Source organism: uncultured Abiotrophia sp. (assembly GCF_938010525.1).
Taxonomy (GTDB): Bacteria; Bacillota; Bacilli; order Lactobacillales; family Aerococcaceae; genus Abiotrophia.
In genome coordinates this window covers 109729-123173 of the sequence record NZ_CALLVK010000022.1, presented here as the reverse complement: position 1 = coordinate 123173, position 13445 = coordinate 109729, and the positions used below count along the sequence as shown (strand labels likewise).

The 13445-nt window shown below is 45.9% G+C and carries 9 protein-coding genes; all 9 read left to right on the top strand.

Features of this window, described 5'->3' with window-relative positions; genetic code table 11:
• Positions 1–73: 73 nt before the first annotated feature.
• Entirely contained in the window at positions 74–4417 is a 4344-nt protein-coding gene (locus tag Q0339_RS06695; protein ID WP_298078027.1) for an FctA domain-containing protein, read from the top strand.
• Between the two features lie 607 nt (positions 4418–5024).
• Complete coding sequence (locus tag Q0339_RS06690) at positions 5025–7274, top strand: FctA domain-containing protein (RefSeq protein ID WP_298078025.1); 2250 nt, start codon at positions 5025–5027, stop codon at positions 7272–7274.
• Positions 7275–7437: 163 nt separating this feature from the next.
• Complete coding sequence (gene metG, locus Q0339_RS06685; protein ID WP_298078023.1) at positions 7438–9462, top strand: methionine--tRNA ligase; 2025 nt, start codon at positions 7438–7440, stop codon at positions 9460–9462.
• 14 nt (positions 9463–9476) lie between these two features.
• Positions 9477–10265 carry a TatD family hydrolase gene (locus tag Q0339_RS06680; protein ID WP_298078022.1) on the top strand — a complete coding sequence of 263 codons (789 nt, stop codon included), beginning with the start codon at positions 9477–9479 and terminating at the stop codon, positions 10263–10265.
• A complete protein-coding gene (gene rnmV / locus Q0339_RS06675; RefSeq protein ID WP_298078020.1) occupies positions 10262–10846 on the top strand; it encodes a ribonuclease M5 in 585 nt (194 codons plus the stop codon). The genes Q0339_RS06680 and rnmV overlap by 4 nt, the downstream gene beginning before the upstream one ends.
• Positions 10843–11733, top strand: a complete 891-nt coding sequence (rsmA, locus tag Q0339_RS06670; RefSeq protein WP_298078019.1) for a 16S rRNA (adenine(1518)-N(6)/adenine(1519)-N(6))-dimethyltransferase RsmA — start codon at positions 10843–10845, stop codon at positions 11731–11733. Before rnmV ends, rsmA begins: the two co-directional genes overlap by 4 nt.
• A gap of 100 nt (positions 11734–11833) precedes the next feature.
• Positions 11834–12070 carry a Veg family protein gene (locus tag Q0339_RS06665; RefSeq protein ID WP_070756164.1) on the top strand — a complete coding sequence of 79 codons (237 nt, stop codon included), beginning with the start codon at positions 11834–11836 and terminating at the stop codon, positions 12068–12070.
• Positions 12071–12469: 399 nt separating this feature from the next.
• Complete coding sequence (rpsJ, locus tag Q0339_RS06660) at positions 12470–12778, top strand: 30S ribosomal protein S10 (protein WP_023391485.1); 309 nt, start codon at positions 12470–12472, stop codon at positions 12776–12778.
• A gap of 24 nt (positions 12779–12802) precedes the next feature.
• Positions 12803–13438 carry a 50S ribosomal protein L3 gene (rplC, locus tag Q0339_RS06655; RefSeq protein ID WP_023391484.1) on the top strand — a complete coding sequence of 212 codons (636 nt, stop codon included), beginning with the start codon at positions 12803–12805 and terminating at the stop codon, positions 13436–13438.
• The last annotated feature ends 7 nt before the right edge of the window (positions 13439–13445 follow it).

The window sequence follows — 13445 nt, the reverse complement described above, 5'->3', positions numbered from 1 at the left end:
ATCAAGCGTTAAGAAAGTCAGGGCTTATGTAGCGGTAGGCCCGGCTTTTGTAGCGTGAGAGAGGGGAAGCAAAGTGAAAAAGCAGAAGCTAGCGAACTTGCTAATCGCACTCTTATTAGTGCTGCAAGTTTTTATTAGCCCGCTATCTACCTTTGCGCAAGAAGCGAATGCTGGTGTAGCAACACCTGCTACTGAGCAAACGCAAGAAGCCAAAGAGACAGAGGGACAAGAAGCTAATGGTGGGCAAGCGGCCCAGCCGGCAGCAGAGGGGGATCAGGCGGCTAAGCCCAATGCGGATGGCCAAGACTCAGCAAAGACTGATGAAGCTGAGGCAACCCAACACTATCCACAAGCGCCAATTCAAGAAGCGCAATATACCATGACAACGGACTTCAAGATTAATAACAACCCCGTCCAAAATCCTGGTAAATATGGGGAAGGGAAATTCTACATTATCCCAACCTATAAATTTGCGGATAACGCTACGCTCCAAAATGGCGACACCTTGACCTATACGGTACCAAGTGTCTTCCGAGTGGAGCAAAGTGGTCCAGTTGAAATTAAAGCAGGGGATAACGTCACAACAGTTGCGTCTTTAACAACTAACCCAGCTAATAATACAGCCACTATCACGATTACCAACGCAGAGTACTATGCTCGTTTGAATGAGAACAAGTCATTGACAGCACTCTTCACGGCGGTATGGGCTGATAGCACACCTAAGAACATTGAGCAGACTTTCGATTTGCCAGGTGCTGGGGAATACAAGTTAATGCGTATCGTACCTGACGTAGACCCAACGGGTTATACTAAATGGGGGAACCAAGACCGGGACAACCCTGAGTTAGTTAACTGGCGTATTCGTATTAACCGTTATGCTAAACCAGGTATAGTCAACGCTATGGTGAAAGATACTATTCCAGAGGGTCAAGAAGTTGTACCTGATTCATTTAGTGGTTACTACTTTACTGACTGGGAAGCGGCTCAAAACGGTGGGACAGCCGGTGGCCGTGTGGCTTATACAGGTGGCGAAGTTAACATTGAAGATGACAACCACTTCACCATTACGCCAAGCAATGGTGGGAGCCTAGATGGGCGTGGTTTGTTAATCATGTTCCAAACCCGTATCACTGCGCCTGTTGACTTAGTAACTAAAAAAGTCTTCAACAATTATAGATTTACTTCCGCTACACATTCTGAAGACGTTGAAGGATTTGCTGCCTTGACTACCACTGATGGGGTCGGGACAGGGGCTCGTCCTGATGAGATTATCTTCGAAGTGAACAAGACATTAAATGGACGTTCATTGAATCAAGGTGAGTTCAGCTTTGAATTAGTTGACAGTACCAATCAGGTAGTAGCGACTGCTACTAACGATGAGAACGGTGTTGTTAAGTTCAAGAAAATGAAGTTCCGTACAGCGGGGAACTTTACTTATAAGATTCGCGAAGTCAACAACAACTTGCCAGGTGTTACCTATGACAAGAACATCATTACAGCGACTGTTACAGTAACCGATAATGGTGGTGCTAAGACTGCAGCCGTTACCTATACTAAGCCTGGCTTTACCAACACTTATAAGGCAGCTTCAGTCACTAAGGTCTTGAAGGCAACTAAAGCCTTGGTAGGTAAAAACTTAGTAGACGACCAATTCACTTTCGAGTTGGTAAACAAGGAAACAGGTCAAGTTGCCCAAACTGCTAAGAGCAAGGCAGACGGGACCGTCACCTTCCCAGCTGAAACCTATACAGCTGTAGGTAACTACACTTATATTATTCGTGAGAAGAATGACGGCTCTAAGGGTTATACCTACGATACCAAGGCACCAGAAGTAACCGTGGCAGTTACCGACAATGGCCAAGGTCAATTGGTAGCGACTGAAACTTATGCTACGCCAGCTGAGTTTACTAACAACTACCAAGCTTTATCAACGACTGCAGCCTTCAGCTTCACTAAGAAGTTGACCGGTCGTGCGCAAAAAGCAGGTGAGTTCAGCTTTGACTTAACTGCTCCAGAAGCAAAAGACAACCAAACTAAAGCAACTGCGGATGAGAACGGGACCGTTAATTTCGATCCAATTACTTATACGCAAGTAGGTGTCTATGAATACACTGTTAAAGAACAAAATGGTAAGCTTGGTGGGATTACTTACGATGAGAAGGCCTACAAGGTTAAAGTTACTGTCACAGACAACGCAGGTCAATTAGAAGCTGCGGTAGAATACCCAGATGGTCAAGAGATTACTAACGCTTACCAAGCGGGATCAGTAAGCAAAGTCTTGAAAGCAACTAAAGCCTTGACAGGTGCTAAGTTAACAGATAATCAATTCACCTTCGAGTTGGTTAATAAGGAAACTGGCAAAGTCGTGCAAACTGCTAAGAACGATGAGAACGGGACCGTCACCTTCCCAGCTGAAACCTATACAGCTGTAGGTAACTACACTTACACCATCCGTGAGAAGAATGATGGTTCTAAGGGGTATACCTATGACGCTAAGGAAGTTGAAGTCACCGTAGCGGTAACTGACAACGGCCAAGGTCAATTGGTAGCGACTGAAACTTATGCTGCGCCAGCTGAGTTTACTAACAACTATCAAGCTTTATCAACAAGTGCAGTCATTAGTGTGACAAAAGCCTTAACTGGCCGTCCACTAAAGGCAGGCGAATTCAGCTTCGACTTAATCGAAGAAGGTGCTACCAGCGCAGCGCAAACAAAAATGAACGCTGAGAACGGTAGTGTGGCCTTCAACGCGATTACTTACACTAAACCAGGTACTTATAAGTATACGGTTAAGGAGCAAGCGGGGACTGTTGCTGGGGTGACTTACAGCACTCAAGTATTGAACGTAACCGTAAAAGTAACTGACAATGCCGGCCAATTAGAAGCTACGGTAGAATACCCAGACGGGCAAACCATTACCAACGCTTATAAAGCAGCCGCTGCTGATGTCACCATCAAAGCTAAGAAAGTCTTGAAAGGTAAAGCCTTAGTAGCTAATGCCTTCACCTTCGAATTAGTAGATGCTTCAACCAACAAAGTTGTTGACACTGCTAAGAACGATGCAAATGGGGATGTTACCTTTAAGGCACAAAGCCTCTCAAGTGCTGGTGCCTACACTTACTCTGTTCGTGAAAAACTAGACGCTAATGATAAAGGGATGACCTATGACTCAAGCAATATCTTGGTACACGTCCGTGTAACAGATAACCTTGCGGGTCAATTAGAAGCAACTGTAACGCCAGATAAGGAATTGACATTCACCAACAGCTACAAGCCATTGGATCAAAATGTTACCCTTATGGCAACTAAACGCATGGAAGGTCGCGCGCTTCAAGCTAACGAATTTAACTTCGTCTTGAAAGACGCTGACGGCAAAGAACTACAACGTGTTGCTAACGATGCGACAGGTAAAGTAAGCTTTGAACCAATTACTTACTCAGCAGTTGGGACTTACACTTACACTATCGCAGAAGTTTCAGGCGATGCTAAAGGTGTTACTTATGACGCTAAAGAAGTGAAAGTAACTGTTGAGGTCAAAGACGACAATGGCCAATTAGTAGCGACACCAAGCTATGAACAAGAGCCAGTCTTTACTAACCGTTACGCAGCAGCTTCAACCAAGCAAGCATTAAGCGTTAAGAAAGTTTTAGAAGGTCGTGCTTTAGAAGCAGGCGAGTTCGAGTTCGAATTATTAGACGAACAAGGCACTAAGTTGGCAAGTGCTAAGAACGACGCAGAGGGCAATGTAACCTTCGAAGAACAAACTTATAGCAAAGTAGGGACTAGCAAGTATCGTATTCAAGAAGTAAATAACGGCTTGAAGAACGTTACTTACGATACCAAAGTAGTTGAAGCAACTGTTGAAGTGGTTGATAACCAAGCGCAATTAACCCCTTCAGTTACTTACACTAACGATGCTACCTTCACTAACACCTATAAGGCAGTGGATCCAGGGCAACCAAGCTTCAGCGTAGACGCTATGAAAGAATTGGAAGGCCGTGAAATGAAGGCAGATGAATTCCAATTTAATCTCCTCGATTCAAATGGCAACCTGGTTGCTACCGCTAAAAACGATGCATCAGGTAAGATTCATTTGGAACATACCATCACAAACCCAAGTGAAGGTACCTTTACTTACAAAGTCGTGGAAAAAGACTTGGGCGACAAAGAAATCACTTATGACAAGACTGTTCATGAGGTTTCTGTAACTGTAAGTAAGGACAGCGAAGGCAAGTTCCAAGCAAAAGTGGATAGTGCCAAATCTATTGTCTTTAAGAACACTTACAAACCAGTGAAAGAAGAGAAGAAATTACCTAAGACAGGTGAAGCCCAAGTTATTTGGTTGACTGCTTTGGCTAGCATGATGGTAATGGGCGCAATTGCGGTTCTCCTTCTTGACAAAAAAGCAAGATCTTAGGCTACTTTATTAGTAGTTGGCAAAGCCTAGAGTATGCAGAAAAACCCCAGAGTTTATCAACTCTGGGGTTTTTCTCTATTAAAAAAAGAGGCTGAATGGTAGAATTCAGTCTCTTTGTCCTAGGGAGCATTAAGTAGCGGCTAGCTCCCTAGCCAGATCCTATAAAAAATAGGATGGACGACTATTACTATATTATCCAGAAAATAGTAGGCCGTCAGAGTTATTTTCTAAATATAGAGGGGAAGTCTAATTTGAAAATAAATCAGTAAGCTCTAGGAAAATTACTAATTATCCTAGCGGAGGTCCGACCTCCAGACTATAGTATACAATATTCATCTGAAATTGTCACTACAAAAAAACGATATTATGGGCTTTTTTGGGCAAATGACTGGTCAAATCCAATCAATAGTATCAATAATTAGCAAAAATTATCTTCAATTAAGTTTGGAAATTAGGTGTTAAACTTGATTCCACTAAAAGAACTGTACAAATAGTAAGTGGTGTGATATACTATATATGGTATTAAATTGCCGATATCCAGAAAATTAGGGTGCTATTTAGTAGCGCAAAAGATAGTGGCACCCGAAACTAAGGAGGGGAAATTTTTATGGATAAGCGTAAGTTTTTTAACTTGCTTATTTCACTCTTAATGGTTCTGAGCATTTTTGTCGGACCGATCAATGCATTAGCTCAAGAAGCGCCTGCAGGCGCAGAGCCAGCGACAGCGGCACCCGCGGTTGCATCAGAATCAAGTACTAGTGACAACGCAGGTGGGGTAGCAGCACCAGCAAGTCCTAGCGAGAACCAGCCGGCAGCTAATCCAGAAGCAGCCGCAGCGTCAGCTAGTCAAGCAGCCCAGTTGGTATCAACTGAGTTCTTGATTAATAACAACCCGGTTGTTGACGGGGCTAAATATGGTGAGGGTAAATTCTATATTAAACCAACTTACCAAATTCCGGATTCAGCAACAGTAAAAAATGGGGATACATTTGTCTACCAAGTGCCAGCACAATTGGCGGTAGAGAAAACAGAACCAAGAGAAATCAAAGCAGCTAACGGTAAGACAGTAGCGACATTGACTACTGACCCAACTTCTAACACCGCAACCATTACAATCACTAACGAAGACTACTATCGCTTCATGAACGAAAGTCGTACTGTCAGTGCTTTGTTCACCGCAGTATGGGCTGACTCTGTTGCGGTTGATGAGACAGTAACTATGATGTTACCTGGCGCAGGCTCTTATACACTTACCCGTATTGTACCGATGGAAGACTCCACTGGGTACTTCAAGTGGGGCGTTCAAGATAAAGACGACCCAAGCATGATCAGATGGCAAGTGTTGGTTAACCGTTTGGCCGCTAAGGACGTAACGGGCGTAAGCATTGCTGACACTATTCCAGAAGGTCAAGAATTAGTTGGCGAAGTAACAGGCTACTACTTTACTGAATGGGGTAAGGAAGAAGGCCATCCAGCACTTGATAGTGCAGGTGTCAAAGTAACAGACAAAAACCACTTCACGGTTACGCCAGAAAATGGTGATTTGAGTGGTCGTGGTTTGTACTTGCGTTATTCTACAAAATTAACAAGTCCTGTTGACAACGCAACTAAAAAAGTATTCAACGCTATCGTTGTAAAAACTGCTAAAGAAGTTCATAATGTTGATGGTTTTGCTCCACTAACCACTACTGAGGGTGGCGCATCAGCTAGCCGTTCAGACGAAGTGATTTTCAAAGTGACCAAGAAATTAGATGGCCGTGCTTTGAAAGCTGGCGAATTCCAATTCCAATTAATCAACACAGCTGATAACTCTGTTGTCCAAACTGTAAGTAACGATGCTCAAGGCAATGTAACTTTTGCTAAAGTTAAGTTCTCGCAAGCCGGCGACTATGTCTACAAGATTAAAGAAGTAAACAATGCTGTGCCAGGTGTTACTTACGATGAAGCAGAGCTAACTGCTAACGTTAAAGTAGTAGACGAGAACGGTGAGAAGAAAGCAACTGTTACCTATGATCAAGCTCAGTTTGCTAACAGCTATAAAGCTGCTAAAACTAGCCAAGAAATCGTAGTGAAGAAGCAATTAGAAGGCCGTGCGCTTAAGGCGGATGAGTTTGAGTTCCAATTGCAAGATGCACAAGGTAAAGTATTGCAAACCGTGAAGAATGCCGAAGATGGAACTGTTAAGTTCGCTTCAGTTGAATTCGAACAAGCCGGCACTTACAACTATAAAGTTGTAGAAAAAGCAGGTAGCGATGAAACCGTAACCTACGATACCAAAGCGGTTGATGTAGTGGTAACTGTTGTGGACAATGGCGCAGGCCAATTAGAAGCAAGCGCTAGTTACACTAACCAAGCGACCTTTGTTAACAAAGCAGCGACTAACTTACCAAACTCTTCTGACCCTGCACCTGCTGCAGTTGACTTCACAGTAGCAGCTAAGAAAGTATTAGTTGGTCGTCAACTCAAAGATAAAGAGTTCAAATTTGAATTAGTAGACAGCATGGGAAAAGTCTTAGCAACTGCAAGCAATGACGCTTCAGGTGCGATTAGCTTAACTTCTTCTTATGCACAAGAAGGGACCTATAAGTTAACCGTACGCGAAGTTGCTGGGCAAGATTCAGCTATCAGCTACGACAAGACTAAGTTCAACGTAACGGTTGCTGTAACCAAGGATGCTAATGGCAAGCTTAAAGCAGAAGTTGCGACAGAGAAGGAACTTGTATTCTACAATGCCTTCAATGCTAAGAATCCATCTTTACCAAGCACTGGTGAAATGAACTTCATCTGGTTGGCTCTTGTCTTAGCCTTAATTTCTGTAGTACTACTCTTGGCTAACAAGCCACATCATGTAGACTAATTTAGTTTTACACCTCAAAAATAGACTGGTGCTAGCCTCTGGCTGGCGCCAGTTTTTTCTATCTTGTGCACCTTGCTTAACAAGTTTGCCATTCCTACTGTCAGGGGCCTACAATTATGTTATAATAGAAGTAATTTGAAGAAATAGAAAGGGGCACTCATTCGTGACCACGCAAAAACCTACCTATTATATTACAACGCCGATCTACTACCCAAGTGGTAAGCTACATATCGGGAACTCTTACTCTACCCTGGCCTGCGACGCTATGACGCGCTATAAGCGTCTGCAGGGCTTCGATGCTTTCTTCCTAACCGGGACTGATGAGCACGGTCAGAAGATTGAACGAACAGCAGAGGGTCTAGGAGTGAGTCCTAAGCAATATGTCGACGAGATGGCCGACATCATTAAGAAGCTCTGGGACTTATTAGATATCGACTATTCACACTTTATCCGGACTACGGATGACTACCATGAGAAGGCTGTGCAAGATGCCTTTGAGCAACTCCTAGCCCAAGATGACATCTATCTAGGCGAGTATAGCGGATGGTACTCTGTCAGTGACGAAGAATTCTTCACCGAGAGTCAATTGGTTGAAGTTTACCGCGATGCGGATGGTAATGTAACCGGTGGGGTTGCCCCAACTGGCAACGAAGTAACCTTGGTTAAGGAAGAGTCTTACTTCTTCCGTATGAGCAAGTATGCAGACCGTCTAGTGCAATACTATGAAGATCACGCTGACTTCTTAGAGCCAGCCTTCCGTAAGACCGAAATGATTAATAACTTCATCAAACCAGGTTTGGAAGATTTGGCGGTGTCTCGGACAACCTTCACCTGGGGTGTGCCGGTTAAGTCCAATCCTAAGCATGTCATCTATGTCTGGATTGACGCCTTACTCAACTATATTACGGCTCTTGGCTACGGTTCTGATGATACCAGTCGCTACAACAAGTACTGGCCAGCAGATGCCCATGTCATCGGTAAGGACATTTCCCGTTTCCACATGATTTACTGGCCAACCATTCTCATGGCCCTAGGCTTACCATTGCCTAAGAAGATTTTCGCCCATGGCTGGTATCTCATGAAAGAAGGTAAGATGTCTAAGTCCAAGGGTAATGTCATCTACCCAGAGACCTTGGTAGAACGTTATGGCTTGGATGCGACTCGCTTCTATCTCTTGCATGAAATGGGCGTCGGTAACGATGCGGTCTTCACGCCGGAAGGCTTTGTCCAATTAGTTAACTCAGAATTGGCTAATGACTTGGGTAACTTGCTCAACCGGACCGTTGCCATGATGAACAAGTATTTCCAAGGCCAAGTGCCAACCGAAGACTTAGAGGCGACTGCAGTGGATGCTGACTATGATGCTTATGTTAAGGAGCAAATGGCGGCCTACTATCAAGCCATGGATGCCATGAGCCTAAGCGCAGCCTTGAGCCATGTTATGGCCATTGTTTCCCGTACCAACAAGTACATCGATGAAACCATGCCTTGGGTCTTAGTTAAAGAAGAAGCGACCCTAGGTCAACTACGGTCTGTCATGAACCATTTGGCTGAGGCTTTACGCCTTGTGGCTCATCTGTCACGTCCATTCATGACCCAAGCGCCAGCTAAGATTTTCGAGCAACTAGGGCTGAATGATCAAATGGACCTAGACTTCACTCAATTAGTCTATGGGGCCTTCCCAGCAGGCGCAAGCGTAGTGGCTAAGGGGACCCCAATCTTTCCACGTTTGGATGCAGAGCTAGAAGTGACCTATATTCAAGAAGCTATGGCAGCAGGCAAACCAGGTGCTAGCCAAGCCAAGGTTGACGACCCTAACTGGGATCCAGAAGCCACTGAATTGGTTCACCGTGAAGTAGCCGAAGTCGAATTCGATGACTTCCTGAAGATTGAGATGAAGGTGGCAGAAGTCCTAGATGTTCAACCAGTCAAGGGCTCTAATAAGTTGCTACGCTTCCGTCTGGATGCAGGTGATAAGGGCCACCGTCAAATTCTGTCCGGGATTGCTAAATTCTATCCGAATCCAGAAGAATTAATCGGCCGTAAGGTCTGCATCGTCTCTAACCTCAAGCCGCGTAAGATGATGGGCTATGTCAGCCAGGGGATGATTTTATCCTCTGAACACGACGGCCAACTCCATCTCTTAGCAGCAGATCCAAATGCAGCAAATGGCGCTTGGATTGGCTAGACGAGGTGACCAGCATGCCTTTATTTGATACGCACACGCACTTGAACGCCCAGCAATTTGCGGGCCAGGAGGCAGATTATATTGCCCGAGCCCTAGAGGCGGACGTGGGCTATCTAGCAGTGGTGGGATTTGATGATCCCACCATTGAGCGTAGTTTGGCCTTAAGTGCGGCCTACGATAACATTATTTCGGTAGTGGGTTGGCATCCGACTGAGGCCCACACCTACAATGACCAGGTGGAGCGTCGCCTGGAAGAGTGGCTAGAATTGCCTAAGGTTAAGATGCTAGGCGAGATTGGCTTGGACTACTATTGGGACACTGCCCCTTGGGATGTGCAAGCCCAGGTCTTCCGGCGTCAGATTGCCATTGCCAAGTCACACGGTCTGCCCATTACCATTCATAATCGTGATGCAACTGAAGACACCTATCGGATTCTCAAGCAAGAAGGCCTGCCGGCCGCGGGGGGCATTATGCATAGCTTTGGTGGGACAGCTGAAGAAGCCATGCGTTTTGTAGACCTTGGCATGCATATTAGCTTCAGTGGGGTCTTGACCTTCAAGAAATCCGAGGCTGTCCGCCAAGCGGCGGCCCTAGTGCCGGCAGAGCGTCTCTTGGTTGAGACCGATGCCCCTTATTTGGCGCCAGTGCCTAAGCGTGGCAAGCAAAATGAGCCAGCCTATGTTCGTTATGTGGCGGAGTGTCTGGCCCAGGTACGAGACATGAGTCTAGAAGAGCTAGCCAAATTGACGACGGGCAATGCCTGCCGCCTCTTCCGGTGGTGGCCTGAGGGGTGGGACCAATGAGTCAAGCCATGCCCCAAGAAGTTATTGTGGTCGAAGGGCGCGATGATACCAAACGTCTGATTGAGACCTTTGGCCCGACAGTTAAGACTATCGAGACAGGGGGCTCCGCCCTAGAGGCCCCGGTCTTGGCTCAGATTGTAGAAGCTGCTAAGATCCATGGCATTATCGTCTTGACAGATCCCGACTACCAAGGTGAGCGCCTTAGACGACTGGTGACCCAGGCGGTGCCGAGCGCTAAGCAAGCCCATATTAGTCGATTGGCTGCCTTTGGCGGCCAAGGTAAGAGCCTAGGGGTGGAACATGCTAGTCCCCAAGAGATTCGCCAAGCCTTGAGCCAGGTCATGACCCCGGCTGAGGGGGACTTAGTGGCTTTAATTCCACTGGGCTGTCTCGCTCAGTGGGGGCTGACCGCAGGTCCGGGTGCTAAGGAGCGTCGTCAGGCTGTCAGTCAGCACTTTAATTTAGGTTATACCAACGCCAAGCAATTGCAACGTCAACTGCAACGCTATGGCATCGACCAGGCTAGCTTGGGTGAATTCGTCCAAGTCCTGGATCAAGCCCAAGGAGGGATCCGAGAATGAGAGAATTCCGGCCAATTGCGACGCCGACTCGTACGGTTGAGATCATGCGTCGCTTCGATATTCAAATGAAAAAGAGTCTGGGTCAGAACTTTCTAATCGAGCCCCGGATGTTAGAGAAGATGATTGAAGCTGGCCAAGTCGATGCAGATACCACCGTCATCGAGATTGGTCCCGGCATTGGTGCCTTGACCCAATACCTGGCTCACCATGCTAAGCAAGTCTTGGCTTTCGAAATTGACCAGCGTTTTGTGGGCATTCTGCAGGAAACCCTAGCGGACTGTGACAATGTCCAAGTGGTCCACCAGGATATCCTGTCTGTGGATTTCTCTAGCCCCGAATATGCCTGGCTACACGACCAGTCCCGTTTGGTTGTGGTGGCAAATCTTCCTTATTATATAACCACGCCTATCATCATGCGCCTAATTGAGAGCAATCTGCCCTTCCAGTCGCTCGTGATGATGATGCAAAAGGAAGTCGCAGAGCGGATGACGGCGGCTGTGGGCACCAAGGCCTATGGTTCACTGTCAGTGGCCATTCAATTGGATATGAAGAGTGAGATTGCCTTCATTGTACCTAAGAATGTCTTTATCCCTAAGCCAAATGTGGATTCAGCTGTGCTCAAGCTAACCCGCCGACCAGCACCCTTGGTCCAAGTTAGCGATAAGGAAGCCTTTCAAGCCTTTGTCCAAGCAGGCTTCAAGCAACGCCGCAAGACCCTATGGAACAACCTCAAGTCGGCCTATGTGCCAGGCCTTCTCAGCGAAGAGGGCTTGCGTCAGGTCTTCGACCAGGCGGGCATTGAGCCTAACCGCCGAGCTGAGAGCCTCAGCCTCATGGATTTCGCTGCCTTAGAGGCTGCCTTCCAGGCGCATAAGGCTAAAAATTAGCAAAAGGCGAACGTTGTCAGTTTTTTTCAGGATAAGTTGCCGACCTTTCCTAGGTTAGTCTATCTAACTGTGCTATAATAGTAGGAAAGAGGTGAGGCTTATGCCAAAAGAAATTGCCGAGATTAAATCCCTCATGGATCAAAATATCGGCGAAAAAGTAATTATCACCGTCCAACTCGGTCGTAACAAAAAGCGTACGCGCCGAGGCGTCCTGAAAGAAACCTATCGTTCTGTCTTCGTTGTTGATTTAGAGCAAGAGGCCAACACCCTAGCGTGTGTCTCCTATAGCTACTGCGATGTTCTGACCAAGGCCATCGACGTAGATTTTGCGGAATAGCCATTATTATTTTTAGCCAAGTGCTCCTGAGAGGGTCTTGGCTATTTTTGTGTCCAAAAGGCCAAAAAAAATTGGCCGAAACATCACCTAAAAAGTGAATTGTTATCGGCCAGGTAACAGAGAAATCGTCATCATCCGACATGAAAACGAAAACATACAAAAAGGCCAAAAAAACTTGAGAAAAGCCTTGATTTACAAGTATTCCTACGCTATAATAATGATTGTGCCTTAATGGGTACCAGTGTGCCCATCGCAGGACATGCCCCCTCTTAGAGGTGGGAAAGACAGCTATGAAGCGAGAGGTTGCGACACACCCGGACGCTTTGCCACGGGCGGGTGAGGTTGGAAATTCTTGTGGAGCAAGTCATTTTATCAAAATTGACGAAGGAGGAAATCTAAATGGCAAACAAAAAAATTCGGATTCGCTTGAAGGCTTACGAGCATCGTGCATTGGATTTAGCAGCAAGCAAAATCGTAGAATCAGCACAAAGAACAGGAGCGAAGACAGCGGGGCCAATCCCACTGCCAACTGAGCGTTCTTTATATACCGTGATTCGTGCGACTCACAAATACAAAGACTCTCGCGAACAATTCGAAATGCGTACACACAAACGTTTAATCGACATCTTAGAACCAACTAACAAAACAGTTGACGCTTTGATGAAATTAGACTTACCTAGTGGTGTAGACGTAGAAATCAAATTATAATTTTAGAAAAATGGAGGTGTACTCATGACCAAAGGAATCTTAGGTAAAAAAGTAGGGATGACTCAATTCTTCACTGAGAACGGTGAATTGGTACCTGTAACTGTTATCGAAGCTACTCCAAACGTGGTATTACAAGTTAAAACCATGGAAAACGATGGCTACGAAGCGGTTCAATTAGGTTTCCAAGACTTGCGTGAAGTATTGTCAAACAAACCTGCTAAAGGTCATGTAGCAAAAGCAAATGCTACTCCTAAGCGCTTCATTCGCGAGTTCCGCGAAGTTGAGCTTGGAGAATATCAAGTAGGACAAGAAATCACAGTGGAAACTTTCGCAGCTGGCGACATCGTCGATGTGACGGGTACATCCAAGGGTAAAGGATTCCAAGGTGCAATCAAGCGTCATGGCCAATCACGTGGTCCAATGGCTCACGGTTCTCGTTACCACCGTCGTCCAGGTTCAATGGGTGGGGCTTCGTTCCCATCACGCGTCTTCAAGGGTAAAGGCCTTCCAGGTCAAACCGGTGGCGAACGCGTAACGATCCAAAACTTGGAAGTTGTAGCGGTTGACGTAGAAAACAACGTAATCTTGATCAAGGGTAATGTCCCAGGTGCCAAGAAATCACTCGTTGAAATCAAACAAGCAATTAAAACAGTTAAATAATTCGAGG